This window comes from Streptomyces sp. NPDC088350, assembly GCF_044753545.1.
Classification (GTDB): domain Bacteria; phylum Actinomycetota; class Actinomycetes; order Streptomycetales; family Streptomycetaceae; genus Streptomyces.
Genome location: NZ_JBIVNL010000002.1, coordinates 167,855 through 190,995, shown reverse-complemented (window position 1 = coordinate 190,995; position 23,141 = coordinate 167,855). Strand labels below are relative to the sequence as shown.

At 66.5% G+C, this 23,141-nt stretch carries 21 protein-coding genes and 1 pseudogene; 10 read left to right on the top strand and 12 right to left on the bottom strand.

Annotated features, from left to right (window positions below; translation table 11 throughout):
• The first annotated feature begins 145 nt into the window (after positions 1-145).
• Complete coding sequence (locus ACIQBL_RS06130) at positions 146-3,310, top strand: DUF3427 domain-containing protein (RefSeq protein ID WP_401937363.1); 3,165 nt, start codon at positions 146-148, stop codon at positions 3,308-3,310.
• A gap of 10 nt (positions 3,311-3,320) precedes the next feature.
• Here the strand turns inward: ACIQBL_RS06130 and ACIQBL_RS06125 are convergent, their stop codons facing one another.
• On the bottom strand, positions 3,321-3,914 hold the full coding sequence (locus tag ACIQBL_RS06125; RefSeq protein ID WP_401937361.1) for an ATP-binding protein: 594 nt from the start codon (positions 3,912-3,914) through the stop codon (positions 3,321-3,323).
• A 203-nt stretch (positions 3,915-4,117) separates the two neighbouring features.
• Here ACIQBL_RS06125 and ACIQBL_RS06120 point away from each other — a divergent pair, with 203 nt between their 5' ends.
• On the top strand, positions 4,118-4,963 hold the full coding sequence (locus ACIQBL_RS06120; RefSeq protein WP_401937358.1) for a helix-turn-helix domain-containing protein: 846 nt from the start codon (positions 4,118-4,120) through the stop codon (positions 4,961-4,963).
• Entirely contained in the window at positions 4,963-5,166 is a 204-nt protein-coding gene (locus ACIQBL_RS06115; RefSeq protein WP_401937355.1) for a DUF397 domain-containing protein, read from the top strand. The genes ACIQBL_RS06120 and ACIQBL_RS06115 overlap by 1 nt, the downstream gene beginning before the upstream one ends.
• A 106-nt stretch (positions 5,167-5,272) precedes the next feature.
• Here the strand turns inward: ACIQBL_RS06115 and ACIQBL_RS06110 are convergent, their stop codons facing one another.
• The 3 genes from ACIQBL_RS06110 to ACIQBL_RS06100 form a co-directional block, all read right to left on the bottom strand.
• On the bottom strand, positions 5,273-5,986 hold the full coding sequence (locus tag ACIQBL_RS06110) for a hypothetical protein (protein ID WP_401937353.1): 714 nt from the start codon (positions 5,984-5,986) through the stop codon (positions 5,273-5,275).
• Between the two features lie 67 nt (positions 5,987-6,053).
• Complete coding sequence (locus ACIQBL_RS06105; RefSeq protein WP_401937351.1) at positions 6,054-7,247, bottom strand: DUF262 domain-containing protein; 1,194 nt, start codon at positions 7,245-7,247, stop codon at positions 6,054-6,056.
• A gap of 125 nt (positions 7,248-7,372) precedes the next feature.
• Positions 7,373-7,975 (bottom strand): nitroreductase family protein, encoded by a 603-nt coding sequence (locus ACIQBL_RS06100; RefSeq protein WP_401937349.1) that lies wholly within the window; start codon positions 7,973-7,975, stop codon positions 7,373-7,375.
• A gap of 279 nt (positions 7,976-8,254) precedes the next feature.
• Here ACIQBL_RS06100 and ACIQBL_RS06095 point away from each other — a divergent pair, with 279 nt between their 5' ends.
• Entirely contained in the window at positions 8,255-9,112 is an 858-nt protein-coding gene (locus ACIQBL_RS06095) for a hypothetical protein (protein WP_401937347.1), read from the top strand.
• Here ACIQBL_RS06095 and ACIQBL_RS06090 read toward each other — a convergent pair.
• Positions 9,100-9,369, bottom strand: a complete 270-nt coding sequence (locus ACIQBL_RS06090; protein ID WP_401937345.1) for a hypothetical protein — start codon at positions 9,367-9,369, stop codon at positions 9,100-9,102. The two genes, ACIQBL_RS06095 and ACIQBL_RS06090, sit on opposite strands and share 13 nt — an antisense overlap.
• 164 nt (positions 9,370-9,533) lie before the next feature.
• Here ACIQBL_RS06090 and ACIQBL_RS06085 point away from each other — a divergent pair, with 164 nt between their 5' ends.
• From ACIQBL_RS06085 to ACIQBL_RS06075, 3 genes and pseudogenes are all read left to right on the top strand, one after another.
• Entirely contained in the window at positions 9,534-10,136 is a 603-nt protein-coding gene (locus ACIQBL_RS06085) for a DUF5753 domain-containing protein (RefSeq protein WP_401937343.1), read from the top strand.
• A 179-nt stretch (positions 10,137-10,315) separates the two neighbouring features.
• Positions 10,316-11,164, top strand: coding sequence for a hypothetical protein (locus ACIQBL_RS06080; RefSeq protein ID WP_401937341.1), 849 nt, complete (start codon positions 10,316-10,318; stop codon positions 11,162-11,164).
• Positions 11,165-11,488: 324 nt separating this feature from the next.
• Positions 11,489-12,421: pseudogene (locus ACIQBL_RS06075) on the top strand (hydrolase); the annotation flags it as partial.
• Between the two features lie 163 nt (positions 12,422-12,584).
• Here the strand turns inward: ACIQBL_RS06075 and ACIQBL_RS06070 are convergent.
• On the bottom strand, positions 12,585-12,899 hold the full coding sequence (locus ACIQBL_RS06070; RefSeq protein ID WP_401937339.1) for a hypothetical protein: 315 nt from the start codon (positions 12,897-12,899) through the stop codon (positions 12,585-12,587).
• A 69-nt stretch (positions 12,900-12,968) separates the two neighbouring features.
• Here ACIQBL_RS06070 and ACIQBL_RS06065 point away from each other — a divergent pair, with 69 nt between their 5' ends.
• Positions 12,969-13,280 (top strand): hypothetical protein, encoded by a 312-nt coding sequence (locus ACIQBL_RS06065; protein WP_401937337.1) that lies wholly within the window; start codon positions 12,969-12,971, stop codon positions 13,278-13,280.
• Between the two features lie 102 nt (positions 13,281-13,382).
• On the opposite strand, the gene ACIQBL_RS06060 is transcribed toward ACIQBL_RS06065, so the two are convergent.
• Both ACIQBL_RS06060 and ACIQBL_RS06055 read right to left on the bottom strand, forming a co-directional pair.
• Entirely contained in the window at positions 13,383-13,796 is a 414-nt protein-coding gene (locus tag ACIQBL_RS06060) for a hypothetical protein (RefSeq protein ID WP_401937336.1), read from the bottom strand.
• Between the two features lie 141 nt (positions 13,797-13,937).
• Positions 13,938-15,284 (bottom strand): DUF445 domain-containing protein, encoded by a 1,347-nt coding sequence (locus ACIQBL_RS06055; RefSeq protein ID WP_401937334.1) that lies wholly within the window; start codon positions 15,282-15,284, stop codon positions 13,938-13,940.
• A gap of 106 nt (positions 15,285-15,390) precedes the next feature.
• On the opposite strand from ACIQBL_RS06055, the gene ACIQBL_RS06050 reads away from it, so the two are divergent.
• Positions 15,391-16,752: an SGNH/GDSL hydrolase family protein gene (locus tag ACIQBL_RS06050; protein ID WP_401937333.1), complete on the top strand. Its 1,362-nt coding sequence runs from the start codon at positions 15,391-15,393 to the stop codon at positions 16,750-16,752.
• A gap of 69 nt (positions 16,753-16,821) precedes the next feature.
• On the opposite strand, the gene ACIQBL_RS06045 is transcribed toward ACIQBL_RS06050, so the two are convergent.
• The 4 genes from ACIQBL_RS06045 to ACIQBL_RS06030 all read right to left on the bottom strand — a co-directional run bounded on the left by ACIQBL_RS06045 (position 16,822) and on the right by ACIQBL_RS06030 (position 20,464).
• On the bottom strand, positions 16,822-17,700 hold the full coding sequence (locus tag ACIQBL_RS06045; RefSeq protein WP_401937330.1) for a DUF1707 domain-containing protein: 879 nt from the start codon (positions 17,698-17,700) through the stop codon (positions 16,822-16,824).
• Positions 17,701-17,797: 97 nt separating this feature from the next.
• Positions 17,798-18,775, bottom strand: a complete 978-nt coding sequence (locus ACIQBL_RS06040) for an ATP-binding cassette domain-containing protein (RefSeq protein ID WP_401937329.1) — start codon at positions 18,773-18,775, stop codon at positions 17,798-17,800.
• A gap of 2 nt (positions 18,776-18,777) precedes the next feature.
• A complete protein-coding gene (locus tag ACIQBL_RS06035; RefSeq protein ID WP_401938889.1) occupies positions 18,778-19,554 on the bottom strand; it encodes an ABC transporter permease in 777 nt (258 codons plus the stop codon).
• 109 nt (positions 19,555-19,663) lie between these two features.
• The gene (locus tag ACIQBL_RS06030; protein WP_401938887.1) at positions 19,664-20,464 is read right to left on the bottom strand and encodes an ABC transporter permease; all 801 of its coding nucleotides are present in this window, start codon (positions 20,462-20,464) and stop codon (positions 19,664-19,666) included.
• A 223-nt stretch (positions 20,465-20,687) separates the two neighbouring features.
• Here ACIQBL_RS06030 and ACIQBL_RS06025 point away from each other — a divergent pair, with 223 nt between their 5' ends.
• Complete coding sequence (locus tag ACIQBL_RS06025; protein ID WP_401937327.1) at positions 20,688-23,108, top strand: transglycosylase domain-containing protein; 2,421 nt, start codon at positions 20,688-20,690, stop codon at positions 23,106-23,108.
• Positions 23,109-23,141: the final 33 nt, after the last annotated feature.

Sequence of the window (23,141 nt, the reverse complement as noted above, 5' to 3'; positions counted from 1 at the left end):
CTGAAGAGCCGGAAGACAGCCCAGCAGGACGTCAGTCAGTGCCCGAGCCACGGCCACCGGAACCTGAGTATCAGCGTCAATGTCAGTGCCTCTTGATAGAACTGCTGCATCATCCATCTGCATGTTCAACGGGGGAACAGGGGTCATGTCTCCGAGTCAAAGCAATGCGTCCGCTCCATCCACTGGGCTCTACGAACAGCTCATCACGCTGCGCTTTGAACAACGGCTGAAGGAGCTCGCCCGTCTCGGATGGCACCCCGTGAGCGACCTGGTGGGTCCAGAATCCGTGCCTCACGTCCTTGCTCGGCACGTTTCGGGAACCGTACGACACGTCCTGCAAAACCTGCCAGCCGAGGAGCGGGTATACGCGGCGAACCACATCCTGGAGTCCATCAGCACTCTTGAAGGCGCCCAGGAGTGGGTGGACCTAGTGGCTGATGGCCCTCGACAACTCCTCGCGCTGACTCGGCAAGAGGCGCCCGGCGTCTTCGCTGTGCGCCCTGGTATCCCCCTCTCGGACACCGCTCTCATCACCAACTCGCCGGAGGACCCAAGCCTCGGCTTCGAGTTGCGCGCTGAGCTCGCCACCGCTGACCATGTCGACCTGCTCTGCGCCTTCGTGAAGTGGCACGGCCTGCGCATCATCGAACAGTCCCTGCAAGCGGCTCGCAACAGGGACGTACCGATACGTGTCATCACGACGACCTACATCGGCGCCACCGAGCGGCGCGCACTTGACCGGCTGGTGCGGGAGTTCAACGCCGAGGTCAAGGTCAACTACGAGACGCGATCGACGCGACTGCACGCCAAAGCATGGCTGTTCCGCCGCAAGAGCGGCTACGACACCGCATACGTCGGCAGTTCCAACCTCTCCAAGGCCGCGCTTCTCGATGGCTTGGAGTGGAATGTCCGACTGTCTTCCATTGCCACACCAGACGTCTTGCGGAAGTTCGAGGCAACCTTCGAGGCGTACTGGAACGACCCGTCCTTCGAAACGTACGACCCCGACGCTGATGGAGAACGACTCCAGGAAGCCCTGGCCATCGCAGGAGGCACCTCTTCAACGGCCACTACAGACCGCGGGATCACGCTGTCCGGCCTTGAGGTACGTCCGTATCCACATCAACGCGACATGCTGGAGCGGCTGGAAGTCAAGCGGGAAGTGCATGGCATACACCGGAATCTACTGGTCGCGGCGACAGGTACCGGCAAGACGGTGATGGCTGCACTCGACTACAAGCAGCTGCGGAAAAAACACGGCCGCGACTTGCGGCTGCTGTTCGTCGCGCACCGCAAGGAGATCTTGCAGCAGTCGTTGCGGACCTACCAAGACGTCTTGATGGACGCGAACTTCGGGGAGTCACTACACAGCGGTGAGATCCCGGAGCGCTGGACGCATGTGTTCGCCAGCGTCCAGTCGCTGAACGCACGAGCACTCGACCGTCTCGCCCGTGATCATTTCGACGTGATCGTGATCGACGAGTTCCATCACGGAACCTCACCGACGTACCGGAAGATCCTTGACCACTTCCAGCCGCTTGAGTTGCTCGGGCTCACCGCGACTCCCGAGCGCATGGATGGCAAGAACATCCAGGACGAGTTCTTCGACGGTCGTATCGCCGCCGAGATGCGACTGTGGGAAGCACTGGAGAACGAACTCCTGAGCCCCTTCCACTACTTCGGGATCAGCGACACCACTGACCTGAGCACAGTGGAGTGGAAGCGCGGGGCGTATGACGCAAGCGCTTTGAGTAACGTACTGACGGGGAACACGGCACGAGCGCTGCTGGTCGTGAAGGCCGTCCGGGACAAGGTCACTGATCCTGGGACCATGCGGGCACTGGGTTTCTGCGTCTCGGTTGCGCACGCGCACTTCATGGCCGACTCCTTCAGAACGGCCGGCCTGAATGCCGTTGCCCTATCCGGGGAGTCTTCCGCCCAAGAGCGCGGACAGGCCCTGGCAGACCTCAGGTCGGGGGTACTGCAAGTGATCTTCTCGGTCGACCTCTTCAACGAAGGGCTCGACATCCCCGACGTGGATACGTTGCTCCTCTTGCGCCCTACCTCCAGCGCCACCGTCTTCCTTCAGCAACTCGGCCGAGGCCTTCGCCGCACCGAGGACAAGGCCGTGCTTACCGTGCTGGACTTCATCGGTCAGCACCGGAAGGAGTTCCGCTTCGAGAACCAGTTCCGGGCACTCACGAACCTCACCCGAAAGCGGCTCCTGGACAACATCGAGCATGACTTCCCGCGGCTGCCGTCCGGCTGCGAGATCCTCCTTGAGGAGAAGGCAAAGAAAACCATCATCGCCAACATCAAGGACCAGATCGGCGTCAACGTCACGGCACTGGCCCGTGAGGTCGCCGACTACGCCGAGCCGAAGCTCAGCCGGTACCTGCACGAGAGCGGTCGCGAGCTGAAGGAGCTCTACCGAGGCAACGGCAACTCCTGGACCGGATTGCTGCGCCGCTCCGGCCTTCTGCAGGGTGAGCCGCCGGAAGGCGAAGCGGCCCTCCTCAAGCGCGTGTCCGCCTTCCTCCACGTAGACGATCCGCTGCGGGTAGCCGCATACACGCGGATGCTGACGGACGACGCTCCTTCTTACGGCGAACTCAACGAGCAGGGCCAGGCCTACGCCCGCATGCTCTTCTTCCAGTTGTGGCCGCTAGGTGGCGTCACCCGAAAGGGCTTCGCAGACTACGACGCCGGATTCACAACTCTGCGTGAGCAGCACGCGGTTCGCAGCGAGGTGCGCCAGGTTCTGGAGTACAACTTTGCCCACACGGAACACGTCCCGATCCCGCTGCTGGGCGTTGGCGGACAGAGCGGCATTCCACTGACCGTGCATGCCTCGTACAGCCGCGAAGAGATCCTCCCTGCCCTTGGCCAGTCCTACATCGGTGGCTTCATGCCAGGCGACTTCCGCGAGGGCGTGAAGTGGTGTGAGTCGATCAAGACCGACGCACTCCTCATCACTCTGGAGAAGGACGAGAAGGACTTCTCTCCGCAAACCCGCTACCACGACTACGCGTTGAGCGAGGCTCTCTTCCACTGGGAGTCCCAGAATCAGACGTCGGAAACGTCTCCCACAGGCCTGCGCTATCAGAATCACGTAGCCGAGGGCAGTCACGTCCTGCTCTTCGTGCGCCGCTACAAGAGCACTGACATCGGGGGCGCCCAACCGTGGATGCTGCTCGGCCCTGCCGAGTTCGACGACCACACCGGGAGCAAGCCGATGGCGATCAAGTGGAAGTTGAAGCACGGGCTCCCGGCGGACGTCTGGACGTACTCCGCGATTGCTGCTGGGTGACGGCGCTCAGCTAATCGCCCACGAGACCGAGCTCAGCCTCGAAACGCATCTGAGCTCGATCCAGGGCCTCTTCCGGGTCATGGCCATGCACCCGAAGCCAGTGCAGAAGATCAGAGATGGCATCGATCGCCACTGCCTCCGTCGCTGCCAACCCAAGCCGGCTTGCGCGTCCACTACTGCAGTGCCCGTCGGATGCGTTCAGACCAGTGGCGAACTCGCACCACGTCACCTTCCGGTCAGCGAGGAGCTGAACACCCCAACGGTCAGTGACGGCCGTTACGAGAGCCATACCCCGCCCAGTTTCCGCATCGTCGGTCGCGCCCACGAGCGTCGGCAGGGCGCGCGTATCAGGGTCGTGGACCTCGATGCGCAGGCGAGTGCCGTTCATAGAGACGCCGAGGGTGGTCGGGGTACCTGCGCCCACGTGAGTGATCACATTGGAGACGAGCTCGCTGACGCAGAGCTGGACCTCGACGGTCAGTTCTTGCAGCCCCCAGATCCTCAGGTGGATCCGTAACACCCGCCGCAGCGCTGCCACTTCCTCAGGCTCCGCCAGAAACGGGAGTTCCCAGGCCTTCCTCGGCGTGCACGTAGTGCAGTCCATGTCCCAACCCCTCCACCTGCACGGCAGGTCTCGATGGGTAACTACCTTCACACTGAGGATTGCACTGGAACTCTCAAAATGGAACTCTCATTTTGCGTGAGAAGGAGCGCGCATCGGCATCGCGCGCCCCCGGCGCGCGCTGTCTTGCCGCCAGACTCGAACAACCAGCACGATCTGATAGATCGACATGAAGGGTTGGAAGCATGACAGTTGGACCCACCACGCGAAGGCGCCAGTTGGGCGCAGACCTGCGCCGACTCCGCGAATCCAAAGGCCTGACCCTGGAGGAGGCAGGTGCTCGCGTCGGCATCTCAAAGGCAACGCTGAGTCGCTATGAGACGAAGGAGGGGACGGTCAAGTGGCCGGCCGTTGACGCCCTTTCCCGCGTATACGGAGCCTCCGACGCAGAACGCCTCGCCCTCGTCGAGCTGGCCAAGGGCGCCAAGATCCAAGGCTGGTGGCGATCACTCGCCGACCCCATCCCTGACTCCATGAACCTCATGCTCACACTTGAGGACGAGGTCGTGCGCGAAGATCACTACGCGTGCATGTACATTCCCGGGCTTCTCCAGACGCGCGCCTACGCCGAAGCAGTGCACCGAGCCTCAGAAGTGGAGTGCCCGGAGCGCGAAGTGCAGCATATGGTCGACATCCGCATGAAGCGCCAGGAGCTACTCGACCGAGACGAACCACCGCGCATCTGGTGCGTGATCGACGAAGCGGCGCTCCGTCGCCAGGTCGGCGGGCGCGAGGTCATGCGAGAACAACTCGGACACCTACTTACCCTGGCTGAGCGCCCTCATGTCACTGTTCAAGTACTCCCCTTCTCAAAGGGCGCACACGCAGCGGCAGTCGGCAGCTTCGCCATCCTGCGAGGTCCAACACCGGATCTGGACGTGGCGTACGTGGACCTGCTCAGCGGCGGCCTCTTCATGGAGAAGCCCCAGGAGTTGGGGCGTTATAGGTTGGCGTTCGAGTACCTCAGCGCACAGGCACTCGATTTTGAGTCCTCCACGGACATCGTCCACCGCATAAGCAAGGAGTCCTGATGTCAGTGCCCTCGACGCACCAGTGGTTCAAGTCCTCGTACAGCGGGGGCACCGGGACGGAGTGCGTCGAGTGCGCGCGCACAAGAGGTGGGGCTCTGATACGTGACTCGAAGAACAAGAGCGGTTCTTCGCTCACCGTCCGGAGACAGGCCTGGCGTGCGTTCACTACCGCCCTGCAGGACGGCCGGATGTCACAACTCTGAGGAACACGGCTTCAAACCGGCCTGAAGACTCACCGACTCGATCAAGGAATCCCCATGCAACCTCCGACGCAATGAGAGCCGCGCCGAAGATCGTGTCCCGACTACCCTAGTCAATTACCATTGTCAGAGAACGATCCAGAAGGTCTCGGAGCTCCGAAAGGGAATCCCTGACCGCGATCCATCTCTCCCAGGCGTCCCCGACGGACATCTGCTGATAGATCGGGCTGGGGAGGCTTTGATAAGGATACTTTCCAGCAGTCGTGGATCGGTGTGCTGCTTCACCTCGTCCCGCAGCCAAGCTTCGAAGCGCCGCAACCAAGCTTGAGCACTCCTCCCGCACCAATGCCTTACTGAATCCCAGGGGCTCAAGCAGGCGACACAGATCTTTGTCAGATATCCCATGACTGGCACCAACAACATCATCTCGGTACCAGTTACTCACTCGCCCGATCAGGGTCTTCCTGTTCAAGATGGGAACATCGTCGACGTCGGTCTGCTTCATCTTTCCGCCACCCGGTCTCATTTTCTTCACCTGAGCTGGAGAGGCATAGAAGTCGACGAAGTATCCTTGCCCTTCCAGCAGGTTTCCGATATTTCTCCGAAAATGAATGGTGAGAGCGTGCAGACAATGATGCTGCATCGCCTTATCATCATCTCTCGCCCAGCGGGCCAGATATTCCAAGCACTGGGTCTCTATGAACTCCTCCAGTTCGGAGCTACAGAGAATGAGAAATGCTCTAACTCGAACGCGGACATCGTCAAAGTACTCGTCTGACATGTCGACTGGATCGGGTGCGATTCCACCCTCGCTGGTCAACATACGCAGCTCCCGAGCAACGGCTTTGACGTTCGACTCAAGCGAGGAAACAGCTTTCCACTGAGTCACCTCAAGACACCTCAGACAGTGCGATTACACTATCCGGAAGATCTGCCTGAATTCCCGACATAACCTGGAGCCGCTGCCCCCAGGCGGTGAATCGGGTCTTCACAGCGAGCGGCGTCTTCGTCGTACTACTGACAGCGTCAATGAAGTTGCGATCCTCTTCGCAGAGGAGCTGAAACTCGGCCTTCACGTCGTCCGCGTGTTCCAACTGCCACTGCCTGATCTGCGGATTGACCAAGAAGTGAATCTGCACGTCAAAGATCGCCCTATTGAAGGAGCGCTCAAATCGGCCACGAGCGAACTTCCTGCATGCATCATCGCCAAAGATTTCACGGGCTGCTTCAATTGCGGAATCCAGTGCATCGGCCGCCTTTCGGGCCTTCGCTCCAGAATCAGAATCCCAAGTTGCCGTTTGAACCTTTGCCGTCCCATCCAGGAAATTCTTAAGATTCCCTTCGTAGGGTTGAACGCCAAAGTGAAATGCTAGGAACCTTAGAAGGAGTTCCGCATCCACCATACGGCGGTCCGGCTTACTCTTGTTCAAAAGCGCCCGCAGCGCAAGGCTAGAACCAGACCGTTCATCCACGAAGTCCATAAACTTCCCAGGGAAGAGCGCCTGCCTCAACTCTTGCGGGGAAAGCTTCAGACTACCTGAATTGAGACGATAGAAAACGGTGTACAGGAAATCCTGACTGTGCCACTTACGCAGCAAGACCGCCCGGATCGTGGCATTTTCGAACCTGACAGCCTCGACCGCGTACCCTTCCTGCATCTCGTCATAAGTTATTCCATTTAGCTTCTTGGTTTCCGTCAGACCAGTGAGCTTCAGCCGCTCCGGCAGCCACTCAATGTCGCGTGATTCAGTCGGATCCGCACAGAACTGCCGAATCGCGAGAAGGCGCTGCTTACCATCGATAACCATATATCGACCGGGCGTATTCTGATCTTCAGCTAGAACAATCTGGGGCACCGGGTAGCGTTGAACCAGTGACTCGATGTACCGGGACTTGGCGACCTTGGTCCACGCGTCTCGGCGCTGGAAGCTCGGATTGAGGTCAATGCGGCCTTTGCGCATTTGACTCACGACGGTCTCAACTGTCCAGTCAACCGTCGTCGTTGCGGCTTCGTCATCATCCCAAGTCGAGAGGTCCTGCTCGTCCTCGCCGGACTCATCGACGTATTCGTCCAAGTCAGTCATACCGGAGAGTGTATCCGCCACAGGTTTGATGTTGCCGGTGGATGATATGAAAACGCTACGCCTGCCGACCTGCAGCTCTCACCCGAGCCAACGCAACGCTCCCAGACCCTTCGGCTGGCTTCCTCTCAAGCGTGCCGCCCCCACTGCCCCCGATGAACGACATCCTCCACACCCCGCCGCCGCTCCGCGACCCGCCCACTCTGCTCGGGAACATCCTCAGCCCGGTACCCCACCGTGATCCCGCCGATCGGGTCGTACTCGTCCGGCACCCCGAACTCCGCCCGGAACGGCTGCAGATGCTCCGGCATGATGCCGAAGAAGCAGGCGCCGAGGCCTTCGTCGACCGCGGTCAGGAGCATCAGCAGGGAGGCCATTCCCGTGTCGATGTACCAGTACGGCGCGGGCCAGCGGGCCTCGGCGCGGTCCTCCCAGCCCTTGTCGGGTTCGGCGTAGCGCTCCAGGTACGCCGACTTGTGGGCCAGGGGTACTACGACCAGCGGGGCGTCCTGCATCGTCGGGGTGTTCTCGACCCTGGTGGGGACGAACGGCCAGAAGCGGGCGCGGTCGGCCGGGTCGGTCAGGGCCAGGAACGCCCAGCCCTGGGAGAAGCCGGCCGAGGGGGCTCGTAGCGCGGAGGTGAGGATGCGCTCGATCACCTCCGAGGTCAGCGGCTTGTCGGAGTAGTGGCGGATCATGCGCCTGCGACGGACCACCTCGGAGAACTCCATGTCGGCAGATCCTGCCACTAACTCCCAGAGCGCCGCGTGCTGTTGAGCTACAGGGCAGCCGTCGGCGCGCCTTCCGCCTCGCCCGACCCAGCATCGACATCACCGCCAAATGCGGCGCCCGCGAAGCGGTAGAGCAAGGTGAGTTCCTGGACGTGACAGATCTGTACGACGCCATCCGCCCGGCGCTGTCGGGATTACGCAAGCTCGGTATCCGCGTCGTCATCGCCGACAACCAGAGGCGTCGAGCACCTCCGCCCCACCACTGCTACGGTCGCGTCCATGGCGCTCTCGGTCTCCACGGGTCAGGCTGTCGACCTACGCGTACAACCGGTTGACGAGGTTCTTGCTCGCATCGAGCGGTCTCTCCAAGTGGGGCTGCTCCCGGGCACGATGGTGCGCAAGCGCCGATCTGTGGGGGCCAGAACAGACCGCGACACATGGGTGCGGATCGAGCGGCGCCTGCTCGACAAGATCTCCAACCAGGGCTGGAACGGGACGGAAAGTGCCGCCCCTCTGAAGGGCATCGCCCAGCCCGAATGGCACGGATGTGTCGTCTGGCGGGCCACGGACGAGCCGGTGTTGTGGCGAGCCGACGAAACCGAGCTCCTGCCAGGGGCTCCTGTCGGAAACGCCATCCTGAGCGAAGCCCCGGAGCTGCCGGATGACTGGTGGGAGGCGTTGAACGCGTCATTGGACGCGCTGGCGGCCCAGAGCACGAGGCGGATCGCCACACCGGACACCGACACCATCACCCAGGCCCGGGTCACCGAGTCCATCCGCGATGTTTTCTCCGACGATTTCGATACGACCATCGAGCAGTGGGTGCCGGCCCACGCGGACCTGAACTGGGCCAACATGACCGCTCCGGCGTTCAGTCTCTTCGACTGGGAGGACTGGGGTAACGCGCCGCTGGGGCTGGACTCGGCCTCGCTGTGGGCGAGTTCCCTTGCTGTCCCGGCTCTGGCCGATCGCGTATGGCACGAGCGCCGGTCCGACTTCGAGAGCCGGGACGGCAAGGTGATGACGTTGTTCGCCTGCTCGAAGATCCTCGGGCCGTACGCGCATCCGGAAGACCCTCGGCTGGAACCCGCCCGGCGTATGGCCGAACAGGTCATCAAGGAGCTTCAGACCGGCTGATCGCGTGAACGGTCCCGCAGGAGACTCCGGTACTCCTGGACCGTTCGTTCCTCGACCTCGCCGACCAGGGCGCCGACGAGTTCGCCCAGATGGGCGGGCTCATCAGTGCCCACAACCACAGTGCCGGCCCTCGGGAGGTGATAGGCGGCTATGAACGCCGCCTGCACGCGCGAGAGTTGACGGCTGTCACCGAGGAAGACACGGGGGTCGATCCTGGCCCACACCGAGTCGCTGGTACTGCCACCGAAGGGGCTCATGCCCCATACCTCGCTGTGGTCCAGGTCCCACGCCTTGATGAGGGCGTCCGCGGCGTCCAGCGTTCCGACTGCGACGAGTAGGCCGGGCGCGGACCATGAGGGTCGCTGGCCTCGGTACGGTCGAGCCCGGCTCGTTCACCGTCAGCAACCGAAGGGAACGTGCAGTGACCAGGTCGATCCCATGGCAACAACGCCTCTCCACCGGCACGGAAGACATCCAGAACGAGGTGATCGGCTGGTATCAGCGGACTCGGCACGGCAAGGCATACGTCCCCCACATGATCTGGGGCACGCTCCAGACCGAGGCGTACGCGACCGTGATCCTGCGTCGCGTCGTCGACTTCCTCGGAGTTCCGGACGACGTGGCGGCGGGAGTGGCCAAGCGCATGGAGCGACAGCAGGTGCTGTACGACGGTGAGCATCGCTATGACGTGGTCCTCGGGGAACAGGCCCTGTACACGAACGTGGGGGGCGGTCAGGTCATGCGCGAGCAACTGGAGCGGCTCCTCCGCGAGATCGACCTCCCCTCGCTCGAACTCGGGATCCTCCCTGCCACCGCCGACTTCGGCATCGTGCCCATGCCCGGGTTCAACATGCGTGAGGACCGCGTCGACTACGAACTCGTGTCCTGCGGCGTGGACATCACCGATGCCGGTGAACTGGCCCTTCACCACAAGGCGTTCGATGCCCTCGGCGGCGCGGCGCACTACGGCGACTCGGCAAGGAGTCTGATCGGCAAGGCCCTTGCCTTCTGGAGCAACGACTGATCGGCAGCGGCGCCGGCGACAGGGGGGCGGCTACCAACTCCCCGAACCCCACTGCCCGTTACGCACTTATTGCACAAGAGATCTTCACCATTTCCGACCTGGGTTCATATGATGCGGAGATCAACAGGCCCGGCCAAGGGGAGACTTGGGCGGGCCTCTCAGGTTCCTGTGGGGGTTTCATGCGTATACGCGTTGCGGCTGCTGCCGTGTCCGGTGCCGTCGTCCTGTCCGTGCTCGCGCTTCCGGTGGCCGCCCAGGCGGCGGAGCGTACAGGGGCGGCGGCGGAGATAACGTCCTTCGCCGCGAAGGCCGTTCAGCCGAGAGACTCGCTCGGCAACACCAAGTTCTCGCACGCGGTCATCAACGGCGGCAAGGACATCGTCCTCGGTACCACCGGCACGAAGACCGTCACCGTCACGTACACCGCCACCGACCAGAACGGTGTCGCGCTCACCGAGGCGTTCCTGTGGCAGGGCACGGACAGTTCGACCACGGACGGGATCACCGGTGGGCTGGGGACGGACGACGACCCCAACTGCACGGAGACGGCGACCCAGGGCACGTACACCTGCAAGGCCGTCTTCAACATCCACCCCGCCACCGACATGAAGGACAACGGGGTGGCCGGGACCTGGAAGCTGTTCCTGGGGGCCTGGGACCTGTACGCGAACGCCAGTTACAACGACGACGTCGCCACCGCCTCGATCAAGAAGGCCTCCACGCTGACCGCCGACGCGACGCCCGAGCCGGTCAAGAAGGGGAAGACCATCACGGTCACGGGCAAGCTGGCCCGCGCGAACTGGTCGACGGGCAAGTACGCGGGTTACGCGTCCCAGCCCGCGAAGCTGCAGTTCCGCAAGAAGGGCAGCAGCACCTACACCACCCTCAAGACGGTCAAGACCAACAGCACCGGCGTCCTGACGACCACCACCAAGGCCACGGTGGACGGTTACTACCGTTACGTCTTCGCCGGCACCGCGACCACCGCCGCGGCGACAGCGCCCGGCGACTTCGTCGACGTCAGGTAAGCAGTCCGGTAACGCCCCGCGTTCACGATCCGGTGCCGGGCCGCCATGCGTCACTGCGCCCGGCACCGCGCCGTTTCCTCCCGCCCGCACCGCCGAGTAAGAGATCTACGTGAACCGCCGGGAGGCCCTCCCGCCGTTCCCGATCCCATGTGTACCGTCCTCCCTTGTGTCGACCGGTGATCTTTCAACTGCCGTTCTACGCGCGAAGATTCACCCGAAGATTCACCACAATCAGCACATCGACACGTGTACACACCCGCACCCGCACCCCCTGTTCACTCCACCCCCCACTCATGGAATCCCCCACTCACGGAGGTTCACCGGATGCTCAGCCTTGTCAAGTCCACGTCACGCCGTAAACTCACCACCGCCCTCACCGTGCTCGGTCTGCTCGCCGCCGGCGCCGCCGTGCAGGCGTCCACCGTCACCCCCGCCGCCGCGGCCACCACGCACCGCGTCCTGTTCGACGACGGGCACGCCGAGGAGGCGGGCAACGCCGACTGGATCATCTCCACGAGCAAACCCGACCCGCTGGCCCAGAACTCCTCGCCGTCCTCCGACAAGGACTGGACCGGGGCGCTGTCATCGTGGGGCATCGCGCTGCAGAAGACCGGCGACTACAGCCTCAAGACCGCCACCAGCGCGCTGACCTACGGGGGTTCGTCGGCGAACGACCTGTCGAACTTCGACACGCTCGTGCTGCCCGAGCCGAACACCAAGTTCACGACCGCCGAGAAGACGGCCATCATGAAGTTCGTCCAGAACGGCGGCGGGCTGTTCATGATCTCCGACCACACCGGCGCCGACCGCAACAACGACGGCTACGACGCGGTCGAGATCCTCAACGACCTGATGACCAACAACAGCGTGGACAGCGCCGACCCGTTCGGGTTCTCGATCGACTCGCTCAACATCAGCTCGGGCTACCCGAAGGCGATCACCGACAGCAGCGACCCCGTACTGCACGGCTCCTTCGGCACCGTCACCAAGAGCCTGATCGCCAACGGCACGACGGCCACCCTCACGCCCGCCGACAACTCCGCCGTCAAGGGCCTTGTCTACCGCAGCGGTTACTCGGGCAACACCGGCGCGTTCTTCCTGACCAGCACCTACGGCAGCGGCAAGGTCGCGTTCTGGGGCGACAGTTCGCCGATCGACGACGGCACCGGCCAGTCCGGCAACACGCTCTACGACGGCTGGAACGACACCGGCGCCACCAACGCCGCCCTCGCCCTCAACGCCACGGAGTGGCTGTCCTCGTGAGGCGCTGACGTCCCACAGAACAGACGAAACGGGCGGAACATACAGAACAACAGGCGGAACAGAGCGGGTGCGGCCCCGGAACGGCGTCTCGGGTCCGCACCCGCTCTCGTCCACCGGCCCGGCCGGAGGCGACCGCCTTCCGCCACCCGCAGGCCAGTCAGAGATGCGCCCCTGCCACCAGCAGGAGAACCACCGCCGCCGCTGCCTGGACCCAGGCAGTACGGCGCAGGCCGAGCAGAGACGCGGTCGCCGCGCAGAGCGCGGCTCCGAGGGCGAGGCCGAAGCCCCAGTGGGCGAGGGTCAGGCTCGCGCGGGCGACTTCCCCGGGGTCGCCGCTGAAGCCGGACATCGCGTAGTCGAACCAGTGGAGGAACAGAAGGAAGCCCTCGGTGAGAGCCAACAGGGCGGCGGCAGTAGTGTCCGTGGCGCGCGGGACGGACACGTGCACTCGGTGGATCCGCAGGGCGGTCATGGCATCAGCCTGCGCCGCAGGGCGCATCCCGCGCATGAGTACGGATACTCAAAAGACAGGAGGCACGTCATGGCCAAGGTCCCGAGCGTTCCCAGCGCGGTGGTCGCCGCGAGCGGGCTCGTCGGTGGGTACGGCGTGGCCCGCTGGACCAGGAAGCGGCAGCTCGGCGGGGTCGTACTGGCCGTGGCCGGGGCCGCCGCCGCGCAGCAGTGGCGGCAGCAGGCGGGCGGGAAGGCCGCCGGGGCCCTCACCGCCGCGTACGTCGCCGCCTTCGCCGGGTCCCACCCGCTGGCCAAGAAGGTGGGCGCCTGGCCCGCCGTCCTCGGTGTCGCCGGCGCCGTCGCCCTCGCGTCCTGGGCGGTCGCCGACCGGCACGCGTGACTCCGTCGGTCGCGAGGGCGTCCGACTCACCCCGCGCCGGTGGCCGGGTGACGCACTCACCACCCCCCGGCACTCCCCCGGACGGTCATCGGGTACGGCTCCTCACGATCGGTGGGCGGCGCACAGCAAGCCGTCCGTCGGGTCCTCCCGGCGGGGCCTGAAGCAGCGTCCCACCGTCGCCGCGACCAGCGCCCCCGCCGCGATCACCAGCGTCGCGAAGGCCCACTCCAGTGGCTGTGCCGACTCGAACGACATGTACATCAGCACCGCCGGCGGCACCGCCACCAGCAGCAACGGCCAGGCCAGGTCGTCCCGCCGGCCGAAGTAGCCCGCCAGGCACACCAGGATCACCGCGAGCGGCACCCCACCACCGGGCGCGTCCTCCGACGCGGGCACCGTCCCCGACGGGACACACACCACGTACGCCGCCGTCGCGACCCCGGCACCGAGCACGCGGGTCAGCCAGCGCTCCGGCCAGGGGCGCGTCCGCAGGGGGCTCAGCAACTTCTCGGTCATGTGTACGAGGGTTCCCGCACCAGCAGGGGCGCGACAGAGTACGCGTACTCAGATACCCAGCCTCAACCCGAAGCCCCCGCCGAGGACCCCATCGGAAACCTCACCGGAAACCCCACCGGAAACCTCACCGAAGAACTCGCCCTACACCCCCACCACCCGCGACACCGTATAGATCAACAACCCCGCCAACGACCCCACCACCGTGCCGTTGATCCGGATGAACTGCAGGTCACGGCCGATGTTCGCCTCGATCTTCCGGGTCGTGTGCTCCGCGTCCCAGCCGGCCACCGTGTCCGTGATGAGGGAGGTGATCTCCTTGCGGTACGTCGTGACCACGTACACCGCCGCGCCCTCGACCCAGCCGTCGACCTTCGCCTGGAGCTTCGGTTCGACGGCCATCCGCGCGCCCAGCGACAGCAGCGAGGCCCGCACCCGCAGCCGTAGCTCACTGCGTTCGTCCTCGGCGGCCGACACGATCATCGAGCGTACGGACGTCCAGGCGCTGGCGATCAGGTCCTGGACCTCGCCGCGGCCCAGGACCTCGCCCTTGAGGCGCTCCACGCGCGCGCGGGTCTCCGTGTCGGACTGGAGGTCGGCGGCGAAGTCGGCGAGGAAGCGGTCCAGGGCGCCGCGGGCCGGGTGGGAGGGCATGTCGCGCATCTCGGTGACGAAGCGGAGCAGCTCCTTGTAGACGCGCTCGCCGATCCGCTTGTCGACGAACCTCGGGGTCCAGCCGGGCGCGCCGCCCTCGACCGCGTCCATGACCTGCTCGTCGTGCAGGACCAGCCAGTCGTGCGCGCGGGCGACGATCAGGTCGACGACCCGCTTGTGACCGCCGTCGGCGACGATCTTCTCGAGCGTCTTCCCTATGCCGGGCGCGATCTCCTGGGCGTCGGCACGGCGGGTGATCGCCTCGCCGACGACCGCCTGGACGTCGGAGTCCCGCAGCACCGTGAGGGCGCCCCGCAGAGCCGCCGACAGCTCGGCCGTCACCCGGTCCGCGTGGTCCGGTACGGCCAGCCAGGCGCCGAGGCGGCTGCCGATGCCGACCGCGCGCAGACGTTGCCGTACGACCTCCTCGGAGAGGAAGTTCTCGCCGACGAACTCGCCGAGCGAGACGCCCAGTTGGTCCTTCTTGGTGGGGATGATCGCGGTGTGCGGGATGGGCAGGCCGAGCGGGCGGCGGAAGAGGGCCGTGACCGCGAACCAGTCGGCCATCGCGCCGACCATGCCGGCCTCGGCCGCCGCGGCGACATAGCCCGCCCAGGGGCCGGCGCCCGAGTGCGACGCCCACTTCGCGAGGACGTACACAACCGCCACGAAGAGCAACAGGGCCAGTGCCGTCAGTTTCATCCGGCGGACGCCGCGCTGTCTCTCCTCGTCGGCCGCGCTGAACGTGGTCATCGTGCGACGGGACCCGTCACTCTCGGTCCCCGCCCCCGCTGCTGTCCGATCCATCCGCTCCACCCGTTCGCCGGTACCGTGCATATTGTCCCTTCCTGACCGACTCCCGGAACGGAACAGGAGTTCCCGCCGTCACCCGAACGGGCAAAATGGCAGGGCCCTGCCACTCACCCGAGGAGATCCGTACCGCGTGACCGAGCGACCCGCCGGGGGCACGGGGGCGTCCCCTGCCAAGCAGCGTGCCCTGCTGACCGCGATCATCACCCTGATCGCGGTCCTTTCCGCCTGCATCTACGTCGGGGCCGCCGCGGGCGACGGAAGCGGCGGCGACGACGGGAGGAACTCCTCCGGAGCACGCTCCCCGCACAACTCCGCCGCCCCCGCCTCCGCCGGTACCTGGGTCGACTCCTGGGCCGCCGCCCCGGTGGCCGGCGAGGACGGCACGGAGGAGACCGGCATGGCGGGCCGCTCGGTGCGCAACATCGTCCGCACGAGCGCCGGCGGCACGGCCGCCCGGATCACCCTGTCCAACCTCTACGGCCAAACCCCGCTCACCCTCACCCACGCCTCGATCGCCGTCGCCGCCGCCGACAACAGCTCGGCCGCGGCCGAGGGCACCATGCGCCGGCTGACCTTCGGCGGCGCGACCTCCGTCACGATCCCGGCCGGGAAGCAGGTGCTCAGCGACGCCGTCCGCCTCCAAGTCCCGCAGGGCGCCGACATGTTGGTGACCACCTACTCCCCCACCGCGTCGGGACCGGCCACCTACCACCCGTACGCACGGCAGATCTCCTACCTCGCCGACGGCGACCGCACCGAGGACGCCACCGGCACGCCGTACCGCCAACGCACCGCGATCTGGCGCTACTTGACCGCACTGGACGTCCTGAGCGACCAGGCGGACGGCACGGTCGTCGCGTTCGGCGACTCGATCACCGACGGGTCCACCTCGACGGAGAGCGCCAACCGCCGCTGGCCGGACGCCTTTTCGCAACGGCTGCGGGCGGCCGTGACCGCCGGGCAGGGCGTGCCCCGCTACAGCGTCGTCAACGAGGGCATCAGCGGCAACCAGACCCTCGCGAGCCGGTCGGGCCGCCCCGCCGAGAACCAGAGCGGCCTCGTCCGCTTCACCCGTGACGTCCTCGGCCGCCCGAACGTCAAGGTCGTCGTCATCGACCTCGGTGTCAACGACGTCCTGCACAGCGCCGACGCCGACCGCGTCCTCGCCGGCCTGCGCACCCTGGTCCGCCGGGCCCACGCCCACGGCATCAAGGTCGTCGGCGCCACCCTGATGCCCTTCGGCGGCCACCCCCGCTACTCGGCGGCCCGGGACGCCGTACGCCAGGAGATCAACGCGGGGATCAGGAGCGGCACGGTCTACGACGCCGTCGTCGACATGGACAAGGCCCTGCGCGACCCGTACGACCCGCGCAGGCTGGCCCCCGAGTACGACTGCGGCGACCACCTCCACCCCAACGACCGGGGGTACCGGACGATGGCGCACACCATCGACCTGGCGGACCTCAAGGGCGCGGTTCCGGCCCAGCTGTGATCCGGCGGAGCTGTCATCCGGCCCAGCTGTTTTCCGGCGGAGCTGTGAGCAGCCGCCGACCGCAAACCCTCAGTCCCAGTCCCGGTGTCGCCGCTCCCGCCGCTCCCGGTGCCGCTCGCGCCGCTCCTCGTGCCGTTCCCTGCGCTCCTCGTGCCGACGGCGTGTCGCCTCGCGGTGGATGTCCATGGCGTCGCGGTGGATGTCCATGGCGTCGCGATGGGCGTCGTCCAGGTCGGACAGGGCGTCGTGGCGGGAGCCGTAGAGCTCCTTCGCCGAGGAGCCGCGCTCCAGTTTCTCCTGGCGCCGCTCCTCCTTGAGGCGCTGCCGTTCCGCCCGGGTGACCTTGCGTTCCACGCCGACCCCGCCCCAGAAGGCGAAGCCCTTGACGATCACGCGCGGGGCGCCCGGGTCGCCCGGCACGCCTTCCTGGCTGTGGTCGAAGCCGCCCATGACGCCGATGCCCCGGACGACGACCTCGACGCCCGGCGGCACGACGACCTGCACACCGCCCATGATCGCGATGCAGTTGATCTCGACCTCGCGGTCCGCGAAGTTCGCCTCGCGCAGGTCGATCTCGCCGCCGCCCCAGAAGGCGAAGCCGGTGAACCGCTTCGGGACCGTCCAGCGGCCCTTGCGCTGGAACCCGGACATGATGGCCACCGCGCCGGTCGAGGACCCCTCGCCGCCGACGATCCGCCCGGCCCAACTCCCGCTGCCCACCGGCTCCTTGACCATGTTCACCGGCGGCGGGGTCACGCCGGCGGCCGGCAGGTCGCGGGTGATGGGCGTCAGTTCGCCGTACGTCCGCGCGCTGTACGTCGCCTCCAGCCGCTCCTCGAACTCCTCCATGTCGAGGCGGCCCTCCGCGAGGGCGTCGCGCAGGACCTCGGCGACTCGCTCACGGTCGGCGTCGGATGCGCGGAGCTCCGGGACTGCGTCGTCGGTCATACGGAGCAGCCTACGAGGTCGCTCCGCGCAGGGCCATGAGGGTCACTTCACGAAGAGCCATGAAGAGCCGCGAAGAACCGCGAAGAACCGCGAGCGGCTAGGAGGCCGCTTTCTCCGCCTGCTCGGCGTACATCTTCGCGATGACCGCCTCGATGTCCGGCTCGCGTACCGACAGGTCCACCATCGGGTACTCCGCCGCGATCCGCGCGACCAGCGGCGCCGCCGACTCCGACGCCGGGAACGCCAGCCACTGGCGCGGCCCCTCCACCCTCACCACCCGCGCGTCCGGCACCTCGATCGGCGGCAACTCCCGTTCCAGGTCCACCACCAGGGTCCGCTCGCTCTCCCCCGCCTCGTGCAGCCCGGTGAGCGGGCCGTCGTACATCAGGCGCCCGTGGTCGATGACCATCACACGGGAGCACAACTGCTCGATGTCCTGGAGGTCATGGGTGGTGAGGAGGACCGTGGTACCGCGCTCGGCGTTCAACTCCCGCAGGAACTCCCGTACTTTGGCCTTGGAGATGACGTCCAGGCCGATGGTCGGCTCGTCGAGGTAGAGCACCTCGGGGTCGTGCAGCAGGGCCGCCGCGATGTCGCCGCGCATCCGCTGGCCCAGGGAGAGCTGACGTACGGGGACGTCCAACAGGGCGCCCAGTTCGAGGAGTTCGACACAGCGGTCGAGGTTCTCGGCGTAACGGGCGTCGGGGATGCGGTACATGCGGTGCATCAGCTTGTACGAGTCGATCAGCGGGAGGTCCCACCACAGGGTCGTGCGCTGCCCGAACACCACGCCGATGCGGTGCGCGAGCCGGGTGCGCTCGCGGGACGGGTCGATGCCGGCCACCCGCAGCCGGCCCCCGGACGGGGTGAGGATGCCGGTGAGCATCTTGATGGTGGTCGACTTCCCGGCGCCGTTCGGACCGATGTAGCCGACCATCTCACCGCGCGCCACACCGAAGGAGATCGAGTCGACGGCGCGCACCTGCCGCCGCTCCCGTTTCATGAACCCGGTCTTCTTGCGCACGTCGAAGACCTTCTCGACGCGGTCCAGCTCGATGAACGCCTGCTCTGTCACCCTCAACTCCCAGTACTTCGGTACGACTTGAGCCCGGCGCGCCAGGCCAGCCCGGCCAGCGCGCAGCAGGCGAGCGCCACCAGCGGCGAGGCGAACTCCGCGCCCGGCGGCAGATCCAGCGGGTACGGCCGCCCCAACACATAGGACGCCGGCACCCAGTTGACGAAGGCGAGCGGCAGCATGAAGGTCACGCCCCGCACGAAGTCCTTGCCGAACACGACCGGCGGATACGACAGCAGGGTGTTGCCGCCGTAGGTGAACGCGTTCTGCACCTCGGCCGCGTCCTGCGCCAGGATCTGGAAGGCCGCGCCCGCCACGAACAGCGCCCCGAAGATCACCGCACCGCAGACCAGCATCACCGGCACCAACAGCACTTTGCCGAAAGTCCAGTTGACGTCGACGTGGAGCAGCGCGTAGCCCAGCACCAGGCCGCCCTGGGTGATCCGGCCCAGGCGGCGCAGCGCGAACCGGTCCGCGCCGATCTGGGCCAGCACCGGTGCCGGGCGGACGAGCAGGGTGTCGAAGGAGCCGTCGCGGATGCGGGCGCCGAGCACGTCCATCGAGCCGAGCACCAGGTCGGAGATGCCGAACGCGGTCGCCGACAGGCCGTACAGGAAGGCGACTTCGGGCAGTGACCAGCCGCCCAGCGAGTGGACCTGCGAGAACATCAGCAGGATCGTGACGAAGTCCAGGCCGGTCACCAGGAGGTTGCCGACCACGGTGATGACGAAGGACGTGCGGTAGGCCATGCTCGACCGGATCCACATCGCGGCGATCATGCGGTAGGCGCGCAGGCCCTCGCGCCAGCGCGGCAACTCCCCGGTGTCCACGTGCCGGTGAGGTGGCTCCCCGCCGCGACGCGACGTCTCCTCACTCCTTCGGGTCGTCTCAGCCACCCTGCACCACCACCCTCCGTGTCGCCGCCGACTGCGTCAGCCGCCCCGCCGCGAGCAGCGCCACCGCCCACACCGCCTGGAAGGCGTACGCGGGGAGCGGATCGGTCTTCCCCATCAGCACGTCCGCCGGCACCTGGATCTGCGCCGCCCACGGCAGCGCGCGCACGATGTCGCCGAGCGCGCCGGGGAACGCGTTCAGCGGGAGCACCATGCCCGAGCAGAAGATCCCCAGGATCATCATGGCCTGGTTGACGCCCGTGCCGTCCATCAGCCAGAACACGCTCATCGCCGCCAGATAGCGGATGCCGAAACTGACCAGCACCGCCAGCAGCAGCGCGACCAGGAGGGCCGCCCAGGAGGTGACGTCCGTGGGCAGCGCCATCGGGAAGAACAGCGAGCCGAAGAGGAACGGGATCACGCCCCGCCCCACCATCTGGAACAGCGCCCGCCCGAAGTCGCTTGCCAGCCACCACAGTTGGAGATCGGCCGGCCGGTACAGGTCGACGGCGATGTCGCCCGTGCGGATCCGCTCCATCAGGTCCTTCTCGAACCCGCCGCCCTGGATCGCCAGCGTCGCGTACAGACACTGCCCCAGCCACACATAGGTCACCGCCTGCGCCTGGTCGTACCCCCCGAGATGCGGCCGCTCGTCCCACAGCGCCAGATACGTGTAGACGAGGACCACACCGAACACGGTGTTGGTGAACACCCCCGCGAGCGTCGCCGCCCGATACGTCGCGTACCGTCTGAAACCCGCCGCCGCGACGGCCGCGTACAACCGCCCAGCGCCCACAGAAACCACCCTCCGCCACCTCTTGACACCGAAGCGCAGGAGCCTAGTCCGCAGGTGGTGACGCACGCCACGCATTTTCCGGGCAAGTGCGTGCCGATCGGCGGGAACGGAACGCATGGTGCGAGAGTCTTCGTCTGGGGGCGCAGAAGCGCACATGGCCGTACAGGAACGTACGCGAGGGCGTACGCGACCGTACGACGCGAAACAGGAGTCCGTGCACGACATGAGCGACCAGCCGCAGCCGCAGCAGCCGAACCAGGGCTGGGCACCGAGAGAGCCGGAAGCGGCCGCCGCACCCGAGGCGCCCAGCGGCAAGAAGCCCAAGCGGCCCAAGCGCACCGGGTGGCGCAGGATCATCCCGACCTGGCGCATGACGCTCGCCGGGGTCGTCACGCTCGTGGCGCTGCTGATCGGCGCGTTCTACCTCGGCTACTCGATGGTCAAGATCCCGCCCGCCAACGCGCTCGCCACCAAGCAGTCCAACGTGTACCTCTACGCGGACGGCTCCCAGCTCGCCCGCGACGGCGAGGTCAACCGGGAGAACGTCGGCCTCGACCAGGTCTCCTCGAACGCCCAGCACGCCGTACTGGCCGCCGAGGACCGCGACTTCTACTCCGAGTCCGCCGTCGACCCCAAGGCGATGGTCCGCGCCGGGTGGAACACCGCCACCGGCAAGGGCACCCAGTCCGGCTCCACGATCACCCAGCAGTACGTCAAGAACTACTACCTGGGCCAGGAACAGACCGTCACCCGCAAGGTGAAGGAGTTCTTCATCTCGATCAAGCTGGACCGCACGGAGTCCAAGTCCGAGATCCTGGAGGGCTACCTCAACACCAGCTACTTCGGCCGCAACGCCTACGGCATCCAGGCCGCCGCCCAGGCCTACTACGGCAAGGACGCCACCCAGCTCGACGCCGGCCGCGGCGCCTACCTCGCCGCGCTGCTGAACGCGCCGAGCGAGTACGACGTCGTGGCGCACCCGGAGAACAAGTCCGCCGCGGTGGCCCGGTGGAACTACGTCCTCGACGGCATGGTCAAGAAGGGCTGGCTCACCCAGGCGGCGCGCGCCGGCATGAAGTTCCCGATGCCGAAGGAGGCCACGGCCTCGACGAGCATGTCCGGGCAGCGCGGCTACATCGTCGGCGCGATCAAGGACTACCTCGCCACCAACAAGATCATCGACGCGGACACCCTCGAAGCCGGCGGCTACCGCATCACCACCACCCTGCAGAAGAGCAAGCAGGACGCCTTCGTGAAGGCGGTCAACGACCAGGTGATGTCCAAGCTCGACAAGAAGAACCGCAAGGTCGACAACTACGTCCGCGCGGGCGGCGCCTCGGTCGACCCCAAGACCGGCCAGATCGTCGCGATGTACGGCGGCATCGACTACGTCAAGCAGTACACGAACGGCGCCACCCGCGGCGACTTCCAGGTCGGCTCCACCTTCAAGCCCTTCGTCCTCACCTCGGCCGTCCAGAACGGCTCCCAGACCCAGGACGGCCAGACCATCACGCCCAACACCTACTACGACGGCACCAACAAGCGCCCCGTGGAAGGCTGGAGCGGCGGCTCCTACGCCCCCGAGAACGAGGACGAGGTCTCCTACGGCGACATCACCGTCCGTACGGCGACCGACAAGTCCGTCAACTCGGTGTACGCGCAGATGGCGGTGGACGTGGGCCCCGACAAGGTGAAGCAGACCGCCATCGGCCTCGGCATCCCCTCCGACACCCCCGACCTGACCGCCACCCCGTCCATCGCGCTCGGCCCGTCCACCGCGAGCGTCCTCGACATGGCGGAGGCCTACGCCACCCTCGCCAACCACGGTGAGCGGCACACGTACACGATGATCTCGAAGATCACCAAGGACGGCACGGACGAGGTCAAGCTGCCCGACCGGAAGACCACCCAGGCCGTGACCCGCGAGGCCGCCGACACCACGACCAACGTCCTGCAGAGCGTCGTCGACAACGGCACGGCGACCGCCGCCCAGGGCGCCGACCGCCCGGCCGCCGGCAAGACCGGCACGGCGGAGAAGGACACGGCGGCCTGGTTCGCCGGCTACACCCCCGACCTCGCCACGGTCGTCTCCGTCATGGGCCAGAACCCGACCACCGCCGCCCACGAGCCGCTCTACGGCGCGATGGGCCTCGCCCGCGTCAACGGCGGCGGCGCGCCCGCCGAGATCTGGGCCCAGTTCACCAAGTCCGCCCTCAAGGGCACCGAGGCGAGCGACTTCGACCTCCAGCTCCAGGACGGCGCGGAGACCGTGGCGCCCCCGAGCCTGCAGCCCAGCCGGCCGGCGACGACGAACGGCCAGAACAACGGCGGCACGACCACCACCGGCGGCCCGAACACCCAGGGCCAGACACAGGGCGGCCAGACGGGCGGCGGTACGACCACCACCGGCGGCACCACGACCACGACCGGCGGCACCACGGGCACCACGACGACCGGCGGCACGACGGGCACCACCACGACGACCGGCGGAACCACGACGACCGGCGGCACCACGGGCACGACCACGGACGGCACGACGACGACCGGCGGCACCACAGGAACCACGACCGACGGCACCACCGGCGGCACGACGACCGCGGGGACGACGGCGGGCCCGCAGAGCACGGCACGAAAGAAGGAGTGACCGGGATACACGGAAAAAAAGGGGCTGGTGACC

What these genes read in the sequence shown, in the direction of transcription:
- ACIQBL_RS06055 (WP_401937334.1), bottom strand. Translation starts at nt 15,284, where the DNA reads ATGCACGGTACCGGCGAACGGGTGGAGCGGATGGATCGGACAGCAGCG.
- ACIQBL_RS06120 (WP_401937358.1), top strand. Translation starts at nt 4,118, where the DNA reads ATGACAGTTGGACCCACCACGCGAAGGCGCCAGTTGGGCGCAGACCTG.
- ACIQBL_RS06130 (WP_401937363.1), top strand. Translation starts at nt 146, where the DNA reads ATGTCTCCGAGTCAAAGCAATGCGTCCGCTCCATCCACTGGGCTCTAC.
- ACIQBL_RS06080 (WP_401937341.1), top strand. Translation starts at nt 10,316, where the DNA reads ATGCGTATACGCGTTGCGGCTGCTGCCGTGTCCGGTGCCGTCGTCCTG.
- ACIQBL_RS06125 (WP_401937361.1), bottom strand. Translation starts at nt 3,914, where the DNA reads ATGGACTGCACTACGTGCACGCCGAGGAAGGCCTGGGAACTCCCGTTT.
- ACIQBL_RS06025 (WP_401937327.1), top strand. Translation starts at nt 20,688, where the DNA reads ATGAGCGACCAGCCGCAGCCGCAGCAGCCGAACCAGGGCTGGGCACCG.
- ACIQBL_RS06065 (WP_401937337.1), top strand. Translation starts at nt 12,969, where the DNA reads ATGGCCAAGGTCCCGAGCGTTCCCAGCGCGGTGGTCGCCGCGAGCGGG.
- ACIQBL_RS06035 (WP_401938889.1), bottom strand. Translation starts at nt 19,554, where the DNA reads ATGATCGCCGCGATGTGGATCCGGTCGAGCATGGCCTACCGCACGTCC.
- ACIQBL_RS06095 (WP_401937347.1), top strand. Translation starts at nt 8,255, where the DNA reads ATGGCGCTCTCGGTCTCCACGGGTCAGGCTGTCGACCTACGCGTACAA.
- ACIQBL_RS06045 (WP_401937330.1), bottom strand. Translation starts at nt 17,700, where the DNA reads ATGACCGACGACGCAGTCCCGGAGCTCCGCGCATCCGACGCCGACCGT.
- ACIQBL_RS06100 (WP_401937349.1), bottom strand. Translation starts at nt 7,975, where the DNA reads ATGGAGTTCTCCGAGGTGGTCCGTCGCAGGCGCATGATCCGCCACTAC.
- ACIQBL_RS06070 (WP_401937339.1), bottom strand. Translation starts at nt 12,899, where the DNA reads ATGACCGCCCTGCGGATCCACCGAGTGCACGTGTCCGTCCCGCGCGCC.
- ACIQBL_RS06115 (WP_401937355.1), top strand. Translation starts at nt 4,963, where the DNA reads ATGTCAGTGCCCTCGACGCACCAGTGGTTCAAGTCCTCGTACAGCGGG.
- ACIQBL_RS06060 (WP_401937336.1), bottom strand. Translation starts at nt 13,796, where the DNA reads ATGACCGAGAAGTTGCTGAGCCCCCTGCGGACGCGCCCCTGGCCGGAG.
- ACIQBL_RS06090 (WP_401937345.1), bottom strand. Translation starts at nt 9,369, where the DNA reads ATGAGCCCCTTCGGTGGCAGTACCAGCGACTCGGTGTGGGCCAGGATC.
- ACIQBL_RS06105 (WP_401937351.1), bottom strand. Translation starts at nt 7,247, where the DNA reads ATGACTGACTTGGACGAATACGTCGATGAGTCCGGCGAGGACGAGCAG.
- ACIQBL_RS06110 (WP_401937353.1), bottom strand. Translation starts at nt 5,986, where the DNA reads ATGTTGACCAGCGAGGGTGGAATCGCACCCGATCCAGTCGACATGTCA.